Annotated in this window: 20 protein-coding genes; 6 read left to right on the forward strand and 14 right to left on the reverse strand. The window is 63.9% G+C overall.

Annotation, left to right across the window (positions count from 1 at the left end):
• Positions 1–8: 8 nt before the first annotated feature.
• The 4 genes from E3T46_RS06820 (at position 9) to E3T46_RS06835 (ending at position 3598) form a co-directional block, all read left to right on the forward strand.
• Positions 9–929, forward strand: a complete 921-nt coding sequence (locus tag E3T46_RS06820; RefSeq protein ID WP_134443918.1) for an ACP S-malonyltransferase — start codon at positions 9–11, stop codon at positions 927–929.
• A gap of 17 nt (positions 930–946) precedes the next feature.
• The gene (locus E3T46_RS06825) at positions 947–1951 is read left to right on the forward strand and encodes a beta-ketoacyl-ACP synthase III (RefSeq protein ID WP_134443917.1); all 1005 of its coding nucleotides are present in this window, start codon (positions 947–949) and stop codon (positions 1949–1951) included.
• 58 nt (positions 1952–2009) lie between these two features.
• Complete coding sequence (locus E3T46_RS06830) at positions 2010–2258, forward strand: acyl carrier protein (RefSeq protein WP_092108059.1); 249 nt, start codon at positions 2010–2012, stop codon at positions 2256–2258.
• A gap of 104 nt (positions 2259–2362) precedes the next feature.
• Entirely contained in the window at positions 2363–3598 is a 1236-nt protein-coding gene (locus E3T46_RS06835; RefSeq protein ID WP_134577942.1) for a beta-ketoacyl-[acyl-carrier-protein] synthase family protein, read from the forward strand.
• Between the two features lie 151 nt (positions 3599–3749).
• On the opposite strand, the gene E3T46_RS06840 is transcribed toward E3T46_RS06835, so the two are convergent.
• The 6 genes from E3T46_RS06840 to E3T46_RS06865 all read right to left on the reverse strand — a co-directional run bounded on the left by E3T46_RS06840 (position 3750) and on the right by E3T46_RS06865 (position 10678).
• Complete coding sequence (locus tag E3T46_RS06840) at positions 3750–4271, reverse strand: DUF3145 domain-containing protein (protein ID WP_134577943.1); 522 nt, start codon at positions 4269–4271, stop codon at positions 3750–3752.
• A gap of 481 nt (positions 4272–4752) precedes the next feature.
• Positions 4753–6612 (reverse strand): bifunctional 3'-5' exonuclease/DNA polymerase, encoded by a 1860-nt coding sequence (locus tag E3T46_RS06845; RefSeq protein WP_241980508.1) that lies wholly within the window; start codon positions 6610–6612, stop codon positions 4753–4755.
• Between the two features lie 111 nt (positions 6613–6723).
• The gene (locus E3T46_RS06850; protein ID WP_104132521.1) at positions 6724–7221 is read right to left on the reverse strand and encodes a hypothetical protein; all 498 of its coding nucleotides are present in this window, start codon (positions 7219–7221) and stop codon (positions 6724–6726) included.
• Positions 7222–8016: 795 nt separating this feature from the next.
• Positions 8017–8958, reverse strand: coding sequence for an endonuclease/exonuclease/phosphatase family protein (locus tag E3T46_RS06855; protein ID WP_134577944.1), 942 nt, complete (start codon positions 8956–8958; stop codon positions 8017–8019).
• Between the two features lie 1036 nt (positions 8959–9994).
• Complete coding sequence (locus tag E3T46_RS06860; protein ID WP_134577945.1) at positions 9995–10288, reverse strand: antibiotic biosynthesis monooxygenase; 294 nt, start codon at positions 10286–10288, stop codon at positions 9995–9997.
• A 33-nt stretch (positions 10289–10321) separates the two neighbouring features.
• Positions 10322–10678: a DsrE family protein gene (locus E3T46_RS06865; protein WP_134577946.1), complete on the reverse strand. Its 357-nt coding sequence runs from the start codon at positions 10676–10678 to the stop codon at positions 10322–10324.
• Between the two features lie 71 nt (positions 10679–10749).
• On the opposite strand from E3T46_RS06865, the gene E3T46_RS18685 reads away from it, so the two are divergent.
• On the forward strand, positions 10750–11304 hold the full coding sequence (locus E3T46_RS18685) for a TetR/AcrR family transcriptional regulator (protein WP_092448667.1): 555 nt from the start codon (positions 10750–10752) through the stop codon (positions 11302–11304).
• 211 nt (positions 11305–11515) lie between these two features.
• Here the strand turns inward: E3T46_RS18685 and E3T46_RS06875 are convergent, their stop codons facing one another.
• Both E3T46_RS06875 and E3T46_RS06880 read right to left on the reverse strand, forming a co-directional pair.
• Positions 11516–12877: an NAD(P)/FAD-dependent oxidoreductase gene (locus E3T46_RS06875; protein ID WP_134577947.1), complete on the reverse strand. Its 1362-nt coding sequence runs from the start codon at positions 12875–12877 to the stop codon at positions 11516–11518.
• A complete protein-coding gene (locus E3T46_RS06880) occupies positions 12874–13173 on the reverse strand; it encodes a thioredoxin family protein (protein WP_134577948.1) in 300 nt (99 codons plus the stop codon). Before E3T46_RS06880 ends, E3T46_RS06875 begins: the two co-directional genes overlap by 4 nt.
• Before the next feature lie 54 nt (positions 13174–13227).
• On the opposite strand from E3T46_RS06880, the gene E3T46_RS06885 reads away from it, so the two are divergent.
• On the forward strand, positions 13228–13632 hold the full coding sequence (locus tag E3T46_RS06885) for a heavy metal-responsive transcriptional regulator (protein WP_134577949.1): 405 nt from the start codon (positions 13228–13230) through the stop codon (positions 13630–13632).
• 645 nt (positions 13633–14277) lie between these two features.
• Here E3T46_RS06885 and E3T46_RS06895 read toward each other — a convergent pair.
• From E3T46_RS06895 to glyA, 6 genes are read right to left on the reverse strand one after another with little or no spacing between them, the layout of a single operon-like run.
• Positions 14278–15651, reverse strand: coding sequence for an L-serine ammonia-lyase (locus E3T46_RS06895; protein WP_092448676.1), 1374 nt, complete (start codon positions 15649–15651; stop codon positions 14278–14280).
• Positions 15642–16304 (reverse strand): sarcosine oxidase subunit gamma family protein, encoded by a 663-nt coding sequence (locus tag E3T46_RS06900; RefSeq protein ID WP_134577950.1) that lies wholly within the window; start codon positions 16302–16304, stop codon positions 15642–15644. Before E3T46_RS06900 ends, E3T46_RS06895 begins: the two co-directional genes overlap by 10 nt.
• Positions 16297–19245: a 2Fe-2S iron-sulfur cluster-binding protein gene (locus E3T46_RS06905; protein ID WP_134577951.1), complete on the reverse strand. Its 2949-nt coding sequence runs from the start codon at positions 19243–19245 to the stop codon at positions 16297–16299. Before E3T46_RS06905 ends, E3T46_RS06900 begins: the two co-directional genes overlap by 8 nt.
• Positions 19242–19589, reverse strand: a complete 348-nt coding sequence (locus tag E3T46_RS06910; protein WP_134577952.1) for a sarcosine oxidase subunit delta — start codon at positions 19587–19589, stop codon at positions 19242–19244. The genes E3T46_RS06905 and E3T46_RS06910 overlap by 4 nt, the downstream gene beginning before the upstream one ends.
• 32 nt (positions 19590–19621) lie before the next feature.
• The gene (locus E3T46_RS06915; RefSeq protein ID WP_092448680.1) at positions 19622–20842 is read right to left on the reverse strand and encodes a sarcosine oxidase subunit beta family protein; all 1221 of its coding nucleotides are present in this window, start codon (positions 20840–20842) and stop codon (positions 19622–19624) included.
• Positions 20839–22167 carry a serine hydroxymethyltransferase gene (gene glyA, locus E3T46_RS06920; protein ID WP_134577953.1) on the reverse strand — a complete coding sequence of 443 codons (1329 nt, stop codon included), beginning with the start codon at positions 22165–22167 and terminating at the stop codon, positions 20839–20841. The genes E3T46_RS06915 and glyA overlap by 4 nt, the downstream gene beginning before the upstream one ends.
• Positions 22168–22287: the final 120 nt, after the last annotated feature.

Here is a 22287-nt window from a genome sequence, read left to right on the forward strand (position 1 = left end):
CTAATTAAGTGATCGTTGTCGTCTGCCCGGGTCAGGGCTCCCAAACCCCCGGATTCCTCGAACCCTGGCTGGCTATGCCGGCCTTCAGCGCCGGTCTCCGCCAAATTTCCGAAGACGCTGGACTCGACCTCGTCGCCCACGGCACCATCAGTGACGCCGACACGATCCGCGACACTGCGATCGCCCAGCCGCTGATCGTCGCCGCCGGCATCCTTACCCTCGAGGCCCTGCTCACGGATGGACGCCGCGACCGCATTGCCGGTATCGCCGGACACTCGGTCGGCGAACTCACCGCGGCTGCCGGCGCCGGCATCCTCAGCAACGCCGAGGCGGTGCGCTTTGTGCGGGAACGCGGCCTGGCCATGCAGGCGGCTTCCGCGCTGGTACCCACGGGCATGAGCGCCGTCATCGGGGCCGACGAAACCGAGCTGCTGGCCCGGGTCGCCGAGCTCGGTCTGGAACCGGCCAACTTCAACGGCAGCGGCCAAATTGTCGTCGCCGGTGCCCTCGACGCCCTCGCCGCCCTCGCCGAGACTCCCCCGCACCGGGCCAGGGTCATCCCGCTTCAGGTCGCCGGTGCATTCCACACTCGCTATATGCAACCGGCCGTCGAGCGGATGACCGTAGTCGCCGACTCGCTCAGCCCCGCCAATCCGACCCTCCCGATCTGGACCAACCGCGACGGCGACCGGGTGAGTGAGGGCATCCGTTTTGTGAAGCTACTCGTCGGTCAAGTGTCCTCGCCGGTACGGTGGGACAAGTGCATGGAGACTTTCGCTGCGGCGGGAGTCACCGGAATCATCGAGCTCGCACCCGCCGGCGCCCTCGTCGGTCTCGCCAAACGCGGCCTGAAAGGTGTCCCGAGTGTCGCCATCAAGACCCCGGACGACCTGCCCGCCGCCTGGGCCATGATCGACCAGCAGTCCTGAATGTTATGAGAGAGACAATGCCAAAGCCCACACTCCAGCAGTCCCACGGACCGCAGTTCACCCGCATTCTGTCCGTCGGCGCCGCTCGCGGCGAACACCTCGTGCCCAACGACGACCTGGTCGAAGCGATCGATTCGTCTGACGAGTGGATTCAGCAGCGCACCGGCATCATCACGCGTGCTCGGGCCGGCCAGGACATCGATGCCGTCGATCTGGCAACGGATGCCGCCCGCGAGGCCATCGAGAGAAGCGGCATCGACCCAGCCCTCATCGACGCCGTGATCGTCGCGACCATCAGCAACAGCCGCCAGACCCCGTCGATCGCTGCCGTCGTCGCCGATCGGGTCGGCACCAACCCGGCCGCCGCTTACGACATCAACGCGGCCTGCGCCGGTTATGCCTACGCCGTCGCCCAGGCCGACGCGCTGATTCGCACCGGGGCCGCGCACTATGCACTCGTCATCGGCGCCGAGAAGCTCTCCGAACTCGTCGACCCGACCGACCGCAGCATTTCGTTCCTGCTCGGCGACGGTGCCGGCGCTATCGTGATCGGCCCGAGCGACTACCCGGGTATCTCCACCACGGTGTGGGGCTCCGACGGATCCAAAGCAGACGCGATTCACATGAATCACACCCTTCAGGAGTACCGTCGCGGCGAGGCCGACTGGCCAACCCTGCGTCAGCAAGGGCAAACCGTCTTTCGTTGGGCCGTCTGGGACATGGCCAAGGTGGCCAAGAAAGCCCTCGAAGTCGCCGGAATCGAGAGCGCCGACCTTGCCGCGTTCATTCCCCACCAGGCCAACATGCGCATCATCGACGAGTTCGCCAAGCAGCTCAAGCTGCCGGAGTCCGTGGTCATCGCGCGTGATGTCGCTAACACGGGCAACACGTCATCCGCTTCGATTCCGCTCGCCACGCACCGTCTGCTCGAGGAACACCCCGAGCTCAGCGGCGGCCTCGCTCTGCAGATCGGCTTTGGTGCCGGACTCGTGTTCGGTGCGCAAGTCGTTGTGCTGCCCTAACCAACCCACCCCCTAAACTAGGTCTCGGTCAACCGAGACACCCCTCAAGGAGAAAAACATGGCACTGTCCACCGAAGAAGTTCTGACCGGCCTGGCCGAGCTCATCAACGACGAGACCGGAATTGCAACCGACACGGTTGAGCTCGGCAAGTCGTTCACCGATGACCTCGACATCGACTCCATCTCGATGATGACCATTGTCGTCAACGCAGAAGAGAAGTTCGACGTGAAGATCCCCGATGAAGAGGTCAAGAACCTCAAGACCGTCGGCGACGCCGTCGAGTTCATCGTGAAGGCACAGGACTAGGCCCGATCCTGAACCAGGTCGGCCGGAAATCGGCCGACCTGTTCATTGGGCTGGTGGCAGATCGCGCCGGCCCACACGTTTGTCGTTCCATGGAGAGTTGACTTATGACCAAGAAAATCGTTATTACCGGAATCGGTGCCACTACGCCGCTGGGCGGCACGGCGGTCGACACCTGGACGGCCCTTCTGGCCGGCGAATCGGGCGCTACCACCCTCGAACAGGCCTGGGTCGCCGAAACGGCGATCCCCGTAACTTTTGCCGCACAGGCCCGCGTGAAGCCCCTGGACGTGCTGCAGCGCTTTGAGGTAAAACGTCTTGACCCGTCCAGCCAGTTCGCACTGATCGCCGGGCGCGAAGCCTGGGCGGATGCCGGCGCCCCCGAGGTGGAGCCGGAACGCCTGGCCGTGGACTGGGCCACCGGAATCGGTGGAGTCTGGACCCTGCTCGACGCCTGGGACACCCTGCGCGAACGCGGCCCCCGTCGCGTGCTGCCGATGACCGTGCCGATGCTCATGCCGAACGGCCCGGGAGCGGCCATCGGCATGGACCTGCACGCCCGTGCCGGCATCACCACCGTGGTCTCCGCCTGTGCCTCCAGTACCGAGGCTTTGGTCAACGCCTACAACCGTCTGCAGGCTGGATTGGCCGACATCGTCATCGCCGGTGGCTCTGAGGCCGCGATCCACCCGCTGCCCATCGCATCCTTCGCGGCGATGCACGCCCTGTCGACGCGCAATGACGACCCGGCAACCGCGAGCCGCCCCTACGACGTCACCCGCGACGGATTCGTGCTCGGTGAGGGCGCTGCCGCACTCGTCATCGAAACCGAAGAGCACGCCAAGGCACGTGGCGCACACATCTACGCCGAACTGGTCGGAGGTGTCGTCAACAGCGATGCCTACCACGTGACCGCGCCGGACCCCGAGGGAACTGCAGCCGCCCGCGCGATGGTGTCGACCGTTCAAAACGCCGGCGCCTCGCTCGCCGACGTATCGCACATCAACGCCCACGCCACCAGCACCCCGGTCGGCGACATTGCCGAATACAACGCCCTCAAGCGGGTCTTCGGAGATCTGCTCGACGGCATCCCGGTGTCGGCCACCAAGGCGTCGACCGGCCACCTGCTCGGTGGTGCCGGCGCCCTCGAGGCGTTCTTCACGGTCAAGGCCCTCGCTGAGCGCACCGCGCCGCCGACGATCAACCTCACGTCGCAGGACCCGGAAATCCCGCTCGACGTCGTGACGACGCCGCGCGCACTGCCGGCCGGAGACCTGCTCGCCCTGAGCAACTCCTTCGGCTTCGGCGGTCACAACGCCGTCGTCGCGTTCCGCTCGGTCTAGTTTTGCGCGAATAGAGAATGACCCCGTCCAGCTGGACGGGGTCATTTCTGTCGGGCGGTTCAGGAGACTTCGTGATCTTGCCGCCGGGTAAAGTCACCGGTCGACAGGCCGCGCCACTACCGGCGAACCGCACGTTGCGCGGCCTGGCGGTTCAACCCACCTGGTGCAGCCAGACCACCGCGTTCAGGTCGCTCGCCTGCCGGAATGGTTCCAACTCGTCGTCCCAGGATTGCCCGAGGGCGAGCCGCAACTCGCGGTGCAGGTCGATCGCATTGGCGCCGGCGTTGTCCATAGCAGAGCGGATGCGGTCCTCCGGCACGACAACGTTGCCCACGCTGTCCGTCTGGGCATGAAAAATGCCCAGACCCGGTGTGTGCAGCCAACGGCCGCCATCCGTTCCCCGCCCGGCATCTTCGGTCACTTCGAAGCGCAGGTGGTCCCAGCCTCTCAGGCTAGAAGCGAGAACAGCGCCGGTACCCGGGGCGCCCTGCCAGTAATATTCAGCCCGCTGGGAACCGAGCAGCGCGGGCTGCTCAGACCAGTCGAAGTTCACCGCCTCGCCGAGCGCACGCCCAGCGGCCCACTCGACGTGCGGACACAAGGCGCGCGGAGAAGAGTGCACGAAAAGCACCCCCCGCGCGATCGGCGCCCGACGGTTCTGTATTGCGTCCATCGCGTTTCTCCGTTCTGTAGGTGCGTCTTCCCCAACGACCTCGGAACGACCGGACTCCCAACCTGAGGCTGTGAGCACGATGGTGGATGTGAAATTGTGCGGCAGTCGCGTTCACCCCAATGGAGATCCCGTGCAGTCGATAGCGTCATTATGCCCCAGGGAGCTGTGGATTGACAAGCGGGCGCGGGCATCACGATCTGATGATCGCGAGTGGCAGATCCGCCTCCGGCCGCAAGGGCGCCTAAGCCGCAGGACTCACCTCCCGGCTAGCTCCCACTAAGAATTCCTCGCAGGAAACCAGGTGGACCCCACGTGCACACAGCCCGCGGGGCCCGCCCTTTTGCGTGCCTCCCCCGTAGATCGGTTGCGTTGATCGACGTAGCCTCGTATGCCGGGCTTGGACCCAGCCTGTTGAGATTTCGACCGACGGGATGGGCGCGTCCCGTGGGCCTGGTCACGTCGGCGCGCTGGTGGTCTCGCCCTATTTGGCCTGGGCGTAGTTGTCGACGGTCGCAACCGTGAGCATGAAATCGACCGGAAAGTCGCCGAAGAGAAGCCGACCGGCGGTTTCGGCAGCCGTGACGATGATCTTCGCCACGACCTCCGCCTGGGCTGCCAACGTGTGCACGATGACCTCGTCGTGCAGAAAGAACACCAGGTGCGGCGCGTAATCGAAGGGCGCGCGTGCCCGCCCTGGTGCCGCGGGACGCTCGGCCGACGCAGCCAGGCCGGGCCCAGCATCCGCTCGTCGGAGTGCGCTGGTCGCACCGGCGGCCGGGAGGGCGGCGAGTTCTCGGCGAATCTCGGCCATCCAGCACAGCGCCCATTCCGCGGCGCTGCCCTGAACGATGAAGTTTCGGGTGAAGCGGCCCCAGTCCCTCGCTTGGCTGCGGGCCCGGCGCTCATCGGTCGCTGTGGCCGCCGGATCGTACGCCTGAGCTTGCACCTCATGCCAACCCTGCCCGGGTACCGGCGACGACCGCCCCAGCCGGGTGGTGACGACTTCGCCTCGCTCGCCGGCCCGGGCCGCCAACTCCGTCAGGGCGATCGCCCGAGGGTAGGCACGCGCCAGGCGCGGCAACAGCCGACCGCTCTCCCCCGTCGTGGCGCCATACATGGCTCCGAGCATGGCGACCTTGGCATGATCGCGGGTCTCCACGACGCCGCTCGCAACGATTCCGGTATAGAGGTCGGTTCCACGCCCGGCCGCAGCCATTCGCTCGTCCTGGGCCAACGCGGCGAGAATGCGCGGCTCCAACTGGGCGGCATCGGCGACGACGAGTTTCCAGCCGTCATCGGCGACCACCGCGCCGCGAATCTGCTTGGGCAGCTGCAACGCTCCCCCGCCGCGCGTCGCCCAGCGGCCGGTCACCACGCCTCCCGGCACGTAGTCGGGGTGGAATCGACCGTTGACGACCCAGGACTCCATCCAGGTCCAGCCGTTGGCGCTGAGCAACCGGGAAAGCTTCTTGTACTGCAACAGGGGCTCAATCACCGGATGCTCGAGCTTCTTCAACTCCCAGCCCCTGGTCGAGGTCACGGCCAGTCCCGCGCGTTGCAGGGCCTTGAACAGTTCCTGCGGCGAGTCCGGGTTGAGGGCATCATCATCCAGTTCCAGCCGGATCCGCTGGGCGAGCAGCTCAAGACGGTCCGGTCGCACACCCGGCAGGGCGCGGGGTCCCAGCTCCCGCGTCAGCAGATGATTGTGCACGTCGGTGCGCCACGGAAGCCCAGCGAAGCGCATTTCGGCGGCCACGAGCGCGCCCGCCGATTCCGCAGCGAGCAGCAGGCGCAACCGGCCCGGTTCGGCAGCGGATGCCACGGCGTCGAGTTGCCGGCGGAACTCACGCCCGGACGTCGATTCGGGGGCGCGAGAATCGAGGCCAGGTTCGGTGCCACCAGAGTCGCCGGTGCCGTCAGCGGCGTGGTCGGCGAGATCGTCACCACCATGGTCATCGTCGACATCAAACTCGAACAGGGTCGCCCGGAGCTCGATCTGGTCGGTTGTCACCGCGCTCGCTGCGTCCCAGCGATCCGGCGCGGCGAGGGCCAGTTCGCTCAACTGGGTCAGGGCGGAATTCTTGAGGATCACGTGGCACAGGCGCAGATCGTGGCAGCGCTCCACCCGGATTCCGGCACTGAGCAGCAGCGGATAGGTGTGGCCGGTGTCGTCCCAGACCCAGCGCGGGCGGCCTTCAATGGCCGAGGATTCCCTGGCGGCCACAAACGTTCGAAATTCGTCCAGACTCAGCCGGCGCGGCGGTTGCAGCGAAGCTCCGGCCTCATCGCGGGGTTCGACGACCAGGTCGCCACCGCCCGCCTGCCGCACCAGTACATACACCCTCCTATTCTGCCCGATTCAGCGTGGCTGACCTGTTCACGGCGCCGGGCAGAACGGCACCGTACCCATCGGCTTCGTGGTGCCGATGGGTGCGGGGGTTGTGCGTGCCGTCTAGCCGGCGATCTTGTCGCCGCTGGGTGACACCACCCACCAGACGTCGCCGACAGCCTGACCGGTGGTGTCACCGGCCGCCGCATCGCCAGCCCAGTAGTAAAGCGGGAGACCGTTCAGGGTGACCTGCTTGGTGCCATCCGTTCGGGTGATCACGCCAACGGTACCGGTGACTCCGTCGACCGTCGGGGTGTCCGATTCCGCGACGACCGGCGGCCACTTAACGAGACAGTCACCCTCGCAGGTACTCTCACCGGAGTCGGCAACGTCCTTGTCGAACACGTACAGGGTCATTCCGGCGCTGTCGACGACGATCGTGCCGAGGTCGCTGTCGGCCGTCGCGAGTGTCGCGTCGGCGGCCGGTTCGGCTACTTCGCTTGACGAGCTCGACTCGTCTGCCGGCGGCGTCGCGCCCTGCGAGCATCCGGTCAGTGCGAGGACGCTGATCGCCAGCGCCCCGACGACAGGCCCGACCTTGAGCCATATTTTGCTGTTCATGATTGCTTCCTTTTCTCGGTGCACTGCTTTGAAATGGTGCGTGATTGAGCGGTGCGTGATCACGTGGTGCGTAACGAGGGGCTACGTGAATTAGAACGAGATGCCATGCCGATTGGTTCAGCTCGGCAGAGCATATCCACTGAATCGATATCAAGCTGCAATCTTGAACTCTGCGCCGACATAGGAACGCGGGTGTGCCGATAACCTGACGGCCCTTTCCCGAAGTGCCACAAGTTGGTCCTGTTCGTCAGCGGTCAGATTGGTCACGGCAGAGAGATCGGCCAGAAGTCGACCTCGTCGAGATGTGCGTCCGGCAGAAGCATTCGCTTAATGTGACAGCGGCGCTTTCAGCCACCGCAGGAACGTGCCGCGAATCGTTTCTGATGTTTCCACCAGAATAAACAGGGACAAGTTTTACCAAATGTCGAGCATGAAAGCGGCGCGAGGTGAGTCGGGCCGTGCCGGTCGGCTGCTATATCGCTGCGCGGCGCGCGGCCTCCAGATCGTCGCCCGCCTTTGCGGCTTTTGCTGGGCAGCTTTTTTCTTTGCTGCAGGTGATGCTCATGGTCTTCCTTTTGCCAGCAGATCCATGCCCCCAATTTAGGCGGGTGTAAGCGGATGTAGGCGCTGCATCCGGGCTGGTCAACTTCTTCGATCAAATACGACGCCGGGCCTCGGCGTTCTCTTTGCCTGGCGCGCCGACCGGAGCAGATCGCCGATGCGTCAAAGAGAGGATTCTGATCGCGGAATACCTGAGCTCGCTCCCCGGTTTTGCACACGCTGAGAGAAGGTGGCTCACGGAGCCAGCTGGAATTCAACCCACAACGGAAAGTGGTCAGAGATCCGCCAGGAGACCTCGGTGCGTGTCAGGCTGCCGAGCAGGTGTGGCAGAAAGTTGAACGAACCCGCCTGCAGGGTGTAGGTCAGGGAGGTCAGCAGGGATTTTCCGTCTGGGTCCGAGAACCATGCGATCTGGTCATAGAAGTGCCTCGAGGTGTCGTTGTCGAACACCGTTCGTGGGATGTCATTCAGCTCGGTCGGAGGCCACAGCCCGGTCGATACAAATGCTTCAAACAGCGGGTCACCAATGCGGTCGAGGTTGAAATCGCCCAGCACGAGAAGGTTTTGGTTCCATCGGTCGGTCCGATCCGCCCAAGCACGCATCCACTCCGCGAACGCCGTGATCTCCGGCAGCCGCGCAGTCGGGTCAGCCCCCCAGATGACGTGCACGGTGGTCAAGGTGAATTCCGCTGAGCCGCGCACAAAACTGGCGGCGTACGGCGTTCGGGCGAACTGTTCGGCCGGCCCCTCGACCTGTGCTGGCAGCACGATCTCACCCACCAGTCCCGAAGGCTGCACCCGAGTCGAGTCATACAGAAACGTCAACCGTTCTCCGTTTCCTGGACCGCCCTCGGTGACGTCGGAGACGACCACTCTCCAGTCATCTCCGAGTAACTCGAGCAGAAATTGCAGGGCGGTTGTGTTGCGACGCACTTCTTGAACTGCCATCACATCAAAGCAGGCCACGACCGCAGCGATGCACGCGACGGAGTACCAGTCCCGCTTGGGAGTATCCCCCGGTTCGGCGTGCCACTTGGCTGTCAGATCCCCCAATGCCCGAAGGTTCCAGGTCGCGATCAGTAGATCGGCGGGGTGCTTCGGCGGCACCACTGCGGCCAGCGCTGCTCTGAAAGCGATCAGGTTTTCCGCCACGTCGGGCGGCATTGTTGTCGTCATGATTTGTGAACCAAACTGCTCCGCCCACATGTATGGGCCGTACGGCACTCAGTAATGGAAATCTGAAAAGATCATATCTCCGCCCACTCACGTACGTAAGGTAGCGGCCGCCGCCAGGAACGGTAATTTATCGAACTGGTGGCGACCGCACTTGCGCACCACTAGCCGGCATTGCGCAGCCAGTTCAGTACGTACCCCGGAGCCGTGTCGGCGGCCTCGAGAGCGAACGCGAGGACCGATCCATCCGTCCGTCCGTCCATCCGTCCGTCCGTCCATCCGTCCATCCGTCCAATACAGCTCGGAGCCGACAATATGCGCATGGGCATGCTCGGCGCTGGACGGTGGCAACGTATTATCCGAGCGCGCGTGCACGATCAGCGTCGGGCACGTGACGCGATCCAGCGATGCCGGAGTGAACGGACGGAAGTCGTTCTCCACGCCCCGCCGACGTTACTTCGCACCGAGCGACGCGCGAAGCGTCGCCTCCAGCTGCGCTGTGCGGTCGGGGATCGCCGCGAGCAGCGCAGCGCGATCGGACGCGACCGCCTTGGACTCGCTGCCCAATACGAGGAACAGTGCAGTGAGCGTCGGACTGGTCGCGTGGGTCAGTACTCGTTTGCACTGGTCATTCTGCCGGCATCGACCGTCGCTGTCACCTCGGATGGGGAACGTCTTGCGGGACGCATAGCCGGGAATGCCCTGGCGTCCCGGTGCGGCTCAGGGGCGTGTACGCGTATTTCCGATGGCGGTAAGGACTCCATCAACGGATGCACCGGCAGTGCATACGAGGAACGTGATCGCGGTGGTCCAGCCAGCAGGGCCGGCCATCACAAAACCTTGACCGCCTGCACGCTGCCCGTTACAGGCCCGCCGCAACGGCCACTAGGCCAACAAGTCGTGAGCCTGCTCGGGGTCTCCGCCCTTGGACCCGCGCCTGCATCAGGCGTCGGCGCCCTCCAGGCTCCACGTCCGTGACACGCGACACACAACGGCGCAGAACCGAGGTGTGCCTCAGGTCTGCGCCGCAGGGCGTGATTTAGATGTCGGTGGCGATCTCGAACTGCGAGACCTGCGGGGCGCTGACGAGGAGTGAGCCGAGCTCGGTCGCACCCGCGCCCGCACGCCAGGCACGGTAGGCCGAGTCGGCTTCGGCGGAGGCCCATCGCTCGAGCAGGATCAGGTGGGAGGAATTTTCGGCATCGACTAGTACGTCGACACCGAGGCAGCCGTCAAATGCCCGGGTGCCGGTGAGGATATCTCTCAGCATGGCCGGTGCATTGGCGACAGCCTCTGCTTTCAGACGAAGGTCGAGTAAAACGGTGAGTGCCATGGATGCTCCGATCAGGTGGGGTTGGTGCAGCGTCTAGAAGCTGAGGATCTGGTAGCCCTGAACGACCAGGTTGCGTGTGCTCGCTTCGCCCTTGTAGTCGGTGAGTAATGGCCATCCGCCGGTCTCGATCGCGTCGGAGACTCCGTGGGAGTTGACGCAGAAACCGCAGGCACCCAGGATGTTGTCCTGAAGCGCGACGGCGAGCGGGTTCATCTTGTGCTTGGGGTCGGAGATGGCGGCGAGAGACTCAACGCCGGAGCCGTCAAAGACCACCACGACCTCATCGCCGGCTTCCTTGAATTCGAGGGCGGTCTTGAGGCCGCGGTAAACGCGTGAGGTGTCGGAGCCGATGGGCTCGTAGATGACAACGGCGATCTTGAGTTCAGACATAAACATGTACCTCCTAGGTAGACCGATCTGGCCACTTATAACTATACCGATCTGTCTGGTATTGTCCAATCATGGGATCCACGACTACCGCTGCGACACGCAGCGCCCGGGAACGCCTGCTGGCATCCGCGGCTCAGCTGTTTCAGGAACGCGGCATCAACGCGACCGGAATCGACCTCGTCGTTCGCAACGCAGGAGTAGCAAAGGCCAGCCTCTACAACAACTTCGCGAGCAAGGAAGCGCTCGTCGTGGCCTATCTGGAACAAGAGTTGGACGGCTGGGTTCAGCACTCGCGCTCTCTGGACGACCCGTTCGGCGCGCGCCCGGAACGCGTGGCTGCCCTGTTCGAAGCGCTGGCCGTCTCAGTCGAATCCCACACCTTTCACGGCTGCCCGTTCACCAACGCGGTGATCGAGCTGCCCGAGTGCGTCAGCGTGCGCCGGGTAGCCGAACACTACCGTGAAGTCGTTCGCGCCCACCTCGCTTCCATCGCCGGCGAGGACCCAACCTCCACCTTGGTGTCTCGCCTCTTTCTGCTCTACGACGCGGCCATCACGGCCGCTAAAGTGGGCCGCGACGCTGGACTCGTGCGCCAGGCCAGCACCATGGCACAAGAACTCGTCTAAAACTCAGCTTCCAGGGAAGCGATCAATGAAGACATCAGCTGCGTTGCGGGCATTCGAGCTCAACACCCGACCGGTGCACCCGCCTTCCCGGGTGGCGCCCGCCAACGCTGGGAGGAAGCGACCTCAGAACGCCACCAAGTAGCGCCAAAGACCACATACACGCATTGATGAGCGTGGAAGCTCCATGGACGGTCGTCTGCGGAGACCTGGGTCAGAGCATGGAGCCAAGGTCGGAACCGACGGACGGATATGTCGCGGTCGCCGATTTTAGTTGTCGGGTGGTTAGGCCCAGCTTGATTGCGAGGCCGAAGATGTTGATCACTTCCGAGTAGCCGGGGCCGAGCAAATGTGCGCCGAGAATCTGATCGGTTGCTGTATCAATGATGACCTTCGTCGCCGCGACGGTCTCACCGACTCGGTAATTGGCGTACCAACTGCTGGTGTCGTTGTAGCGCACAGCGATATTACGGCCATCACGCACGGCTTCGTGCTCGAGCATGCCGACGCGGTTCAGTTCCGGGATCGTGAACACTGTGGTGGGGACGCCGGCATAGTCCGGCACGGTCATCGTGCCCTTGAGCATGTTGGATGCTGCCACCTTGCCCTCAAAAACGGCGACGGGCGTGAGGCGTTCTCCGGGGGTGTCGGCGGCGTCGCCGGCGGCGAAGACCGACGGATTACTGCGGCTTTGCAGGTGTCCGAACACATCGATCCCCTTCGGGCCCCAGGCAATGTTTGCCGCCGCCAGATTCAGGCCGTCGATGTTGGGCACCCGGCCTGCGCCGTGCACCACCAGATCTGTCTCGACGACGGTCGTGACGCCGTGCTGCGCGACGCTCACTTGAAGCCCCGTGGTGGTGCGCGCCACTGCACTGACCGTGGTGCTGTGCTTGACGCGGATGCCGGCTTGCTCACTGCGCTGCACGAGCAGATCGACGAGATCGGGGTCGAACGCGCGTAACGGCCGCGCCCCGTGATCGATGACCACGCAGTCCACACCAGCGCGGGCTGCGATGTGGGCGAACTCGAAGGAGACGAACCCGCCCCCGACGAATACGATCCGGCCGGGAAGCTCCTCGAGGTTGAGAAAGTCGGTGCTATCGATGAGGTGCTCGTGTCCGGGGAAATCGAGGGGGCGCGGTCGGGCACCAGTCGCTATGAGAAACCGCTTCGCCTGGTGCCGCACGCCGTTGATTTCGAGGTGATGGGGCCCGGTGAAGTGAGCGGCACCGTGAAAAGTGCTCACACCGTTGCGCAGAAGTTCGTCTTCCATGCTCTGAGGCACACCGTCGGTGAAGCCGCGCTTGTGACGCATCAGCGCCGCCCAGTCCAGCGTGAGCTCATTCTCGCTGATGCCTTTGCCCTGCATCAGATGGGCGGCGTCGATCACTTCCGCTCCCCGACGGAGAATCTTTTTCGGGTCACACCCGCGCAGCGCACACGTGCCCCCGTACGGCAGGGCATCAACGATCCCCACGCGCCATCCCTGTGCAGCGCACCTATTGGCTGCTGTGGTGCCGGCCATTCCGGCGCCGATCACAAACAGGTCGTATTCCTCAAACGTGTCGCTCATGCTGTGGTGATCGCATCGCGCAGTTGCTCCAGAGTGGGGGCGCCGGCTAATCCCGTGGGAGTCTTATAAATGCGGCACGCCATCCCGACCGACGCCGACTGGTCCGGAAAAAGGTCTGTTCCCCCCACCAGAATGCTCGGGGATCCCCGAAAATTGATTGCCTCTGCGTCTTCCAGATTCTCGACCAACCGCCGGGTCACGACGGTGCCGGGGCGTTCGACTGCGATAACCGCTAGCCGCTCAGCGGCAATTTTCCAGTTCGGGCACCCATCGAAGTACTGCAACGTAATATCCATGCCCTTACCGTAGACGTTGCACCATGGTGCAAGGTCAAGTGGTGGAATGGGACTATGCAAATTAGAGACCTGGCCATCGCGAGTGGCGCAACCGCACAGACCATACGGTTTTATGAGCGGCGCGGCCTGTTGGATCCCGCCGAACGTGCGGGGAACGGGTACCGGCGGTACAACGACGCGGCCCTCTCGCGTCTGCAGTTCATTCGGTCTGCCAAGACGGCTGGTTTAACCTTGTCCGAAATTGGCAGCATCATCACGGTGAGAGAAGCAGGCGAGGTGCCGTGCGGGCACGTCTTAGACCTTCTCTCGGCGAAACTGACGGATGTGCACCGCCGCCAGCAGGAACTTGCACTTCTTGAATCAGAGTTGCACCACCTCATCGAAGCGAGCCAACCTCTTGATCCGGGCGATTGCGAAGCGGGCAGTGTCTGTCACCTCTTCACCCAAGCTCACCATTAGCGCACAACGTTCATTCACGCCATTAATCGGTGCGAATTCACCGCCATTTAGCGCTGCAATTCAGACGTGGAGGTCACGTCCCGCCGGTTGGTGTAATTCATCGTCACCGTGCGGGTCAGCTGATTTGATTATGCAGCACTGAGCTCGGGGATCGGAATCACTCCCGTCAAGGCGCTGGCGTCGGCGTTCTCAGCGCGGTGGCCATGACCCACTATCGCTTCGACGGCGTGCGTGGTCAATGGCGCCAAATTCCGCGCGTGCAATTTCAGAGCGGATGCTGGCCCGCGCTCCCGACACAGGCTCGCGCTCATCCGTGGCGAGCGCACTATTCGCCAGGGCGCCGTCGAGTGTCAGCGCCGTGGCCTCGACGGTTGACCGAACGCTATCCTCGACAGCATGACGCGAAACGGCCCATCCGAATATGAAACAGACAGGGATGGCCTTCGCCTCATGGCCGACAGTCGGCAGCCGAAAGCGAATCAGCGCCAGCCCTGACCGCATCCTCGCCGGAGTCGACTCGATCACCGCACTGGTACATGTACCTCGATCGAGACGAGCGCCATCGCGCCGCTCAAGTCACTGTGCAGCATGCCGGCACGGTGCCCGTCATCGTCGGGATCGGCATCGGGTGGAGAGGATGCTCCTTCAGCACTCGATCACGTTCACGGCGAGGCCACCTCGGGACGTCTCCTTGTACTTGGTCATCATGTCGGCACCGGTGTCCCGCATGGTCTTGATCGCTTTGTCGAGTGATACCTTGTGGCTGCCGTCTCCGTGCAGGGCGAGGCGGGCAGCGTTGATGGCTTTCACACTGGCAATAGCGTTGCGCTCGATGCACGGGATCTGCACGAGCCCGCCCACGGGATCGCAGGTCAGGCCCAAATTGTGTTCGATTCCGATTTCCGCAGCGTTCTCCGCCTGGATGGGAGTTCCTCCCAGCGCTTCGCAAAGGGCGCCGGCGGCCATGGAGCAGGCCGCGCCGACTTCGCCCTGACAACCGACTTCAGCGCCTGAGATGGACGCATTGAGCTTGAACAGGATTCCGATCGCCGCGGCCGTCAGCAGGAAACGCACGACGCCGTCGTCGTCGGCCCCCGGGACGAACTTCACGTAGTAGTGCAGCACGGCTGGGATGATCCCGGCCGCCCCGTTGGTGGGCGCCGTGACGATCCGCCCACCGGCCGCATTTTCCTCGTTGACGGCCAGCGCAAAAAGATTCACCCATTCCATCGCCCGCAGGGGGTCGGTGGTGTCCTCCGGCGCCTGCAGCGCGCGGAACAGCCCCGGTGCCCGGCGCGTGACCTGCAGGCCACCAGGCAGAATACCGTCGGCAGCGCATCCGTTGGCCACGCACGTCTGCATGACGGACCAAATGTTCAGCAGCTTCGTGCGTAGCTCGATCTCCGTGTGCCAGGTGCGCTCGTTGGCCAGCATCACGTCGGAGATGCCGAGTCCCTCCCGGGCGCAGATTGCCAGCAGTTCATCGGCCGTCGTAAACGGATGCGGCAGGACGGTTTCATCCACAACCACACGATCCGCACCCACGGCATCCTCATCCACTACGAAGCCTCCACCGACGGAGTAGTAGGTGCGCTCCCGCACCACGCCACCATCGTGGCTCATGACCCGAAAGATCATGCCGTTCGGGTGTGCGGGCAATGATTTGCGCCGATGTAGGAGCACGTCCTCGGTGAAGTTGAAGTCAATGCCGTGCCGACCGGCCAGCATCAACCGTGCGTCGAGTGCGGCCGCCGCCACCTGGTCGTCGGCCGTTGCCGTGTCCACGGTTTCCGGGTCCAGGCCCTGGAGCCCGAGAACCACAGCCTTGTCCGAGCCATGGCCACGGCCGGTCGCGCCCAGCGAGCCGAACAGCTCTGCCTGAACCCGCACGATTCCGTCGAGCAGACCGTCCCGAGCCAGACCCTCGGCAAAGCGTTTCGCCGCGCGCATCGGACCCACCGTGTGGGAGGACGAGGGCCCGATGCCCACGGAGAAAAGGTCCAACACGCTCAATGCCATGTCGTGCTCTCCGCTACCGTGAACTCGCGCATCCCGTCCAGGAGCCAGCGTCCCAGGTAGTCGGCAAATGATGCCCGAGGGAATACGCGGAACGTTTCGTTCTCAGTTTTCCACAGGACGACCGGAACGTTGCCGATCACGGTGGCGATTGCCACGCCGGTCGAGAAGGCGCGGGGATGCAAGTCGGCCGCGCAGCTCTTCTCCAACACTGCCCGGGCGGAGGGGCCGGCTAGTTCGAACGTCGTGCGGTTGCTGGAGAGATCGACGGTTTGTCCGGCTCCATCGCCGAGGGCCGCCACTAGCTCGGCAGCGAGTGTGCCGTCAAGTGCCTCCTCCTCGGCAACCAGCAGAAACTCGTCCGGCCCCAGCCACAGCACGGCCATTCCGGCGACCCCTGCGGTCACCTGCCCACACGCGGTCGGCAGCCCTCCGGTGACGGCGCCGATGCGGCGACCACCCTCGGAGAGTGGGTCGACGCGGATGCCCACCATGACTTGGAAGGGGATCTCCCGGAGGGAGACCCGAGCCTCGGCCGACGCGGTTTTCGCGAATTCCGCCCAAAGATGTTCCGCGGGACTGTGGCGACGCGCCGTCAGGTGCGTTTGGTGGACATCCGTTATTTGAGCATCCGTGCTTTCAATCGTGTTAACCATCTCGGCGCTTCCCTTCGGCATCAAAAAGTACTGTTTCCCCAACGACGACGTCCACGCGCTCTGTTCCGAAGACGGCCACCAGGTGTTCCCCGATCCGGTCTCGACCGTTCGTGATCAGCGCGAGCCCGAAGGACCGGCCCAGGGCAGCACTATGATAACTCGACGTCACAAAACCCTGCATCGGAACGGGTCCGACTGCGGGGGTGATGGGCACACCGTGGTCGATGAGTTGGGTACCTTCCGGCAACCGGATCGTCCCATCCGTGGGCATTACGCTCACCAGATGTTTCCGGCCCTCCGAGCGCACACCGGCACGCTCGTATGAGCGTTTGCCGATGAAGTCCTTGACCTTGGACACCACCCACTCCATGCCCGCGTCCTGCGGGGTGACGGTACCGTCGGTGTCCTGGCCGACGATCGGGTATCCCTTTTCTGCGCGCAACACGTGCATGGTTTCCGTACCGTATGGGGTGATCTTGAACTCTGCGCCGGCCTCCGTCACGTCTTCCCAAGTCTGCAGCCCGTACCAAGCCGGAACGTTGATCTCGTAAGCCAACTCACCGGAGAAGGAGATTCGGCAGATTCGAGCGGCGACGCCGGAGGCGAGCACCGTTTCGCGGAACGTCATAAAAGGGAAGGCCTCAGTAGACAGATCAAGCCCCGGCGCCAGCTTGCCGAGCACCGCACGGGACTTCGGCCCGACGACGGCGATCGTGGTCCATTGCTCCGTCACTGACGTGCAGCTCACGTCCAGCTCCGGCCACTCGGTCTGCAGCCATTCCTCGAGCCAGTCCAGCACCTTCGCTGCACCGCCGGTTGTGGTGGTCATGAAGTAGCGGTCGTCATCCAGTCGAAGCGTCACGCCGTCGTCGAAGATCATGCCGTCGGGGGTGCACATGACGCCGTAACGGGCCGAGCCGGGCGCGAGCTTCTTGAAGGCATTGGTGTAAATGCGGTTGAGAAACTCCCCCGCTCCGGTGCCGCGGATTTCAATCTTGCCCAGAGTCGTGGCATCCATGTAGCCCACAGAGTCGCGCACAGCCGCGCATTCGCGCAGCACGGCAGCGTCCATGTCCTCGCCCGCAAGCGGGTAGTACCACGGACGTTTCCACTGGCCGACGTCCTCGAACAGCGCACCGCGCTGTTCATGCCAGGTGTGGATGGACGTCCGGCGAGCGGCGTCAAACAGGTCCCCGCGCTTTCGACCGGCCAAGGCCACGAACGACACCGGCGTGAACGGAGCACGGTACGTCGTGGTGCCGATCGAGCCGATGTCGGCGTCAACGGCGGTGCCCTGTCGGCGAAAAGCAGCAGCAATGACGCCGATCGCGTTCACACCAGAGGTCTTTCCCTGGTCATTGGCGGTGCTGATAGAGGTATAGCGCTTGATGTGCTCCACGCTGCGGAGCCCCGCCCCCGTAGACCGCCAGACATCGGCCACGCTTTGGTCGCGTTGAAAATCGACAAAGTGATGGTTCCAGTCGGACGTCGTCCCTTTGGTTCCGCCGACCAGCCAGAGGGCACGGGTCGGCGCGACGGGCTGCGCCGGACGAGCGGGACGGGCCAACGTGGCGATGGCAGCAGCTACGGCCGCTCCCGTGGAGAATCCGGCGTTGACAGCGGCAATCGCTCCCGCGGATACACCCTCGGCGATACAGTCGGCCAGTGCATAGCTCCCCCGCGCTGCGCCGACGACCTGCTGGTCGCGAACCACCGTCGACGGTACGAATCCGACGAGATCCTGGTCCCAACGCACCTTGCCCTGGGCCTGACTGTGCAGGTGTACCACGGGGCTCCAACCGCCGGAGATTGCCAGGAGGTCAGCCTCGAATTCCTCAATGCCACCCACCGGCGCACCGTCGTCGTCGATCCGGGCGACCGAGACCCGCGCCAGGCGCTGCTCACCCACGGTGTCAACGACAGCACTGCCGTAGAGAACGCGTACGCCCGTTTTGGCCGTCACGAGCGCTGCGAGCGCCGACGGCGCTGGCCGAGCGTCGACTACCGCTGCCACCTCTATACCCACCGCACACAGGTCGGACGCGAGCAGGTATGCGCTGTCGTTTGTGGTCCCGATCAGGACGCGGGAGCCCGCTGCCACACCGTACCGGTTGAGGTACGTGCGGGCAGCAGACGCCAGCATGATGCCGGGGCGGTCGTTGTTTTCGAAGACGATCGGTCGTTCGTGCGCGCCGGTCGCCAGCACCACCTGGTTCGCACGGATGTGCCAGATGCGGAGGTGCGAGACGCCGTCGGCCGGGGCCGTCTGCAGATGGTCGGTACGGTTCTCGACGGCGATGAGGAAGTTGCTGTCGTAGGAGCCGAACACCGTGGTGCGGCACAGGATCGTGCACTCGGGGATGCTGGCAAGTTCGGCTTTGATGTCGGCGACCCACTCGAGGGCATCGACGCCGGCTACCTGCTCATCACGGCCGGAAAGCAGTGTTCCGCCCAGCTCGGGCTGGTCGTCGATGAGGATTATGCGGGCGCCAGTGCGGGCCGCCTCCCGTGCCGCTGCCAGCCCGGCTGGACCGCCGCCGACCACAAGAACGTCGGCGTGAACATACTTCTTGTCGTACACCGCTTTGTCATCGCTCGGGTCGAGCTGACCCAGACCGGACAGGAATTCAGCCTCAAGACCGTCAACCAGCTCCACGGTCGTGGCTGGGAGCATAGATTCGGCGACGTGGCCGGGGAATCGTCCCGCCACCTTGACCAGCGCATTGGACTCCTCCACGCCGGCGGACATGATGCCGCGCGGTCGGTTCCCATACAGAGAATTGCCAACCGACACGCGGCCTGCGGCGAGCAGCGCGGAGGCCAGAGTATCGCCAGGATGGCCAGCGTACCCGACGCCGTCCACGGTGAATTTGAAGACCGTACCGCGGTCAATTCGTCCGCCATGGCTGAGCCGATTGGATTGAGTGTGCTGACCGGTCATAGCTGGACTCCTTCCGGTGTTCCTTGGCGGGTAGTACTCGTGGCCAGACCCGTCGTGGGTTGCGACGTCCGCAGGGCTGGCGGCTCATGGCCAATGCGATAGACGGCCGTGATGTCATAGCTCACGGTGTCCCGGAGCATATTGAACCACTTTCGGCATCCCGCACTGTGCACCCATCGCTCCGCAAAGAGCCCTTTCGTGTTCTGGCGATAGAAGAGGTACTCCGCCCACTCCCGGTCGGTGAGTTCTGCCGGATGCTCGGGGTAGGCCACGTGGGCTTGTCCCCCATAATGAAATTCGGTTTCGTTGCGCGGCCCGCAGTTGGGGCATGGAAACAGCAGCATGGCGTGCTCCTTACGTTCTGAGGGGTCGATTTCTAGTGAGCCACGGCGGCGGCGCCGTGCTCGTCGATCAGGGCGCCGGTTTCGAAACGTTCCAGAGAGAACGGCTTGTTCAGGGCGTGCGGGGCCCCGGTGGCGATGGTGTGGGCGAAGGTCAGGCCCGCTGCCGGCGTTCCCTTGAAGCCGCCGGTTCCCCACCCGCAGTTAACGTACATATTCTCAACCGGTGTGGTCCCGATGATGGGCGAGGCATCCATTGTGGTGTCGACGATGCCGCCCCAGGTGCGCAGCACATGGGCCCGGGCGAAGATCGGAAACAGCTCGACGGCGGCGGCCATCTGCTCTTCGATGACGTGGAAGGATCCACGCTGGCCATAGCCGTTGTACGAGTCGACTCCGGCCCCCATCACCAGTTCGCCCTTGTGGGCCTGGGAGACATACACGTGTACCTGATTCGACATCACCACCGTCGGGTGCACGGGTTCGTGCAGCTCGGACACCAATGCCTGCAGCGGGTGGGACTGGATCGGCAGCCGAAACCCGGCCATTTCGGCGAGCAACGAACTGTGTCCGGCCGCGCACAGTCCCACTTTGCCGGTGCTGATGGTGCCACGGCTGGTTTCCACGCCAGTGACCCGCTCGCCGTCTTTGATGAAGCCGGTGACCTCACAGTTCTGGATGATGTCGACCCCCAGCTCGTCGCATTTGCGGGCAAACGCCCACGCCACGTGATCATGCTTGGCGATGCCGGCCCGGGGTTGGTAGGTGGCACCCATGACCGGGTAACGGATGTTGTCGCTGATGTTCAGGATCGGGCAGAGTTCCTTCACCTGCTTCGGGTCGAGCCATTCGGCGTCGACCCCGTTGAGTTGATTGGCGCCGACCCGACGGATGCTTTCACGAACGTCCCCAAGAGTATGGGCGAGGTTCATGACGCCACGCTGGCTGAAGAGAAAGTCGTATTCGAGCTCTTCCGGCAGGATCTCCCAGAGTTTGAGCGATTGCTCGTAGATCGCCGCGCTCTCATCCCACAGGTAGTTAGAGCGGATGATGGTGGTATTGCGGGCCATATTCCCGCCAGCCAGCCAGCCCTTCTCCAGGATCGCGATGTTCGTCATCCCGTGATTCTTCGCCAGGTAATACGCCGTCGCCAACCCGTGACCGCCGCCACCGATGATCACGGCGTCGTACGACTTCTTGGGATCGGGGTTGTGCCACAGGAACTCCGGGTGCTCCTTCAGCTGTTGGGTACTCACTGAGCGACTCCGCTCAGCACGGCCACGATTGGTGCTTCGGACGATACCGGCGCGGACAGCTGCGGATACAGCGGAAATTTCTCTGTCAGCTTCCGAACCCGCTCGCGCAACAGGATCGCGGAATCCTCACTCAGGTCACCCGAAATGGCGGCCGCGATAATGTCAGCGACCTCGGTGAATTCGGCACGGCCAAATCCGCGGGTGGCCAGTGCCGGTGTGCCGATCCGCAGCCCGGAGGAAATCATGGGCGGCCTCGGGTCGAACGGAACGGCGTTACGGTTCACGGTAATGCCGATGCGGTGCAGCCGATCCTCGCCTTGCTGGCCGTCAAGGGCGGAGTTGCGCAGGTCGACCAACACGAGGTGCACGTCCGTACCGCCGCCCACCACGGAGATTCCGTATTCCGCGACATCCGGGGCGAGCAGACGTTCGGCGAGGATTTTGGCACCCTCGAGGGTGCGTTCTTGGCGCTCGCGGAAAGCTTGCGTGGCGGCAATTTTGAAGGCGACCGCCTTCGCGGCGATGACGTGTTCCAACGGGCCGCCCTGCTGACCGGGAAACACCGCGCTGTTGATCTTTCGTGCTAGGGACTCACGGCTGAGGATCACCCCGCCCCGAGGGCCACCCAGGGTCTTGTGTGTCGTCGTGGTGACGACGTCGGCGTACGGAACCGGGTTCGAGTGCAGACCAGCAGCTACCAGCCCGGCGAAGTGCGCCATATCCACCATCAGATATGCGCCGGCGAGGTCTGCGATGCGGCGGAACTCCGCAAAATCGAGCTGTCGGGTGTATGCGGACCACCCGGCCACGATCAGTTTGGGTTGGTGTTCCAATGTCAGCGCTTCCAGTTCGGCCATATCCACGGTCATGTCTGATTCGCGCACGTGGTACGCAATGGCGTTGTACAACTTGCCGGAGAAATTCAGCCGCATGCCGTGCGTCAGGTGCCCGCCGTGGGACAGGTCCAATCCCAGGATGGTGTCGCCGGGGTTTAGGAGCGCCGCCATGGCGGCGGCGTTCGCTTGCGCGCCCGAGTGTGGCTGCACGTTGGCGGCCTCGGCACCAAAGAGTGCCTTCACTCGGTCGATCGCCAGCTGTTCAATCACGTCAATGTGCTCGCAGCCACCGTAATAGCGCTTGCCCGGGTAACCCTCCGCGTACTTGTTGGTCAGTACCGAGCCCTGTGCTTCCATGACGGCTGCGGGGGCGAAATTTTCAGAGGCGATCATTTCCAGTGTCGATTGCTGACGAGCCAGCTCTCGAGTGATGGCCTCGCCGACCTCGGCATCTACGCTGGACAGAGTACCGGTGAGCACATCGGCCATGGGTTAGCTCCTTGCAAATCGCCGCTAATACGTAACTATTAGCCAATTGATATATTAGATTAAGTGCAACAATATAGTGCGGCCAGTTCGACGTCAAGGACTTCCTCTGGGGCAAGCGAC

It is taken from the genome of Cryobacterium sp. Hh11, assembly GCF_004404045.1.
Taxonomy (GTDB): Bacteria; Actinomycetota; Actinomycetes; order Actinomycetales; family Microbacteriaceae; genus Cryobacterium; species Cryobacterium levicorallinum.

Excerpts from the sequence above, each read along its gene's own strand:
- E3T46_RS06895 (WP_092448676.1), bottom strand. The coding sequence starts at position 15,651 with ATGGCATTGAGCGTGTTGGACCTTTTCTCCGTGGGCATCGGGCCCTCG.
- E3T46_RS06850 (WP_104132521.1), bottom strand. The coding sequence starts at position 7,221 with ATGAACAGCAAAATATGGCTCAAGGTCGGGCCTGTCGTCGGGGCGCTG.
- E3T46_RS06840 (WP_134577943.1), bottom strand. The coding sequence starts at position 4,271 with ATGGACGCAATACAGAACCGTCGGGCGCCGATCGCGCGGGGGGTGCTT.
- glyA (WP_134577953.1), bottom strand. The coding sequence starts at position 22,167 with ATGGCCGATGTGCTCACCGGTACTCTGTCCAGCGTAGATGCCGAGGTC.
- E3T46_RS06875 (WP_134577947.1), bottom strand. The coding sequence starts at position 12,877 with ATGAGCGACACGTTTGAGGAATACGACCTGTTTGTGATCGGCGCCGGA.
- E3T46_RS06885 (WP_134577949.1), top strand. The coding sequence starts at position 13,228 with ATGCAAATTAGAGACCTGGCCATCGCGAGTGGCGCAACCGCACAGACC.
- E3T46_RS06835 (WP_134577942.1), top strand. The coding sequence starts at position 2,363 with ATGACCAAGAAAATCGTTATTACCGGAATCGGTGCCACTACGCCGCTG.
- E3T46_RS06880 (WP_134577948.1), bottom strand. The coding sequence starts at position 13,173 with ATGGATATTACGTTGCAGTACTTCGATGGGTGCCCGAACTGGAAAATT.
- E3T46_RS06910 (WP_134577952.1), bottom strand. The coding sequence starts at position 19,589 with ATGCTGCTGTTTCCATGCCCCAACTGCGGGCCGCGCAACGAAACCGAA.
- E3T46_RS06855 (WP_134577944.1), bottom strand. The coding sequence starts at position 8,958 with ATGACGACAACAATGCCGCCCGACGTGGCGGAAAACCTGATCGCTTTC.
- E3T46_RS18685 (WP_092448667.1), top strand. The coding sequence starts at position 10,750 with ATGGGATCCACGACTACCGCTGCGACACGCAGCGCCCGGGAACGCCTG.
- E3T46_RS06905 (WP_134577951.1), bottom strand. The coding sequence starts at position 19,245 with ATGACCGGTCAGCACACTCAATCCAATCGGCTCAGCCATGGCGGACGA.
- E3T46_RS06830 (WP_092108059.1), top strand. The coding sequence starts at position 2,010 with ATGGCACTGTCCACCGAAGAAGTTCTGACCGGCCTGGCCGAGCTCATC.
- E3T46_RS06825 (WP_134443917.1), top strand. The coding sequence starts at position 947 with ATGCCAAAGCCCACACTCCAGCAGTCCCACGGACCGCAGTTCACCCGC.
- E3T46_RS06865 (WP_134577946.1), bottom strand. The coding sequence starts at position 10,678 with ATGTCTGAACTCAAGATCGCCGTTGTCATCTACGAGCCCATCGGCTCC.
- E3T46_RS06860 (WP_134577945.1), bottom strand. The coding sequence starts at position 10,288 with ATGGCACTCACCGTTTTACTCGACCTTCGTCTGAAAGCAGAGGCTGTC.
- E3T46_RS06900 (WP_134577950.1), bottom strand. The coding sequence starts at position 16,304 with ATGGTTAACACGATTGAAAGCACGGATGCTCAAATAACGGATGTCCAC.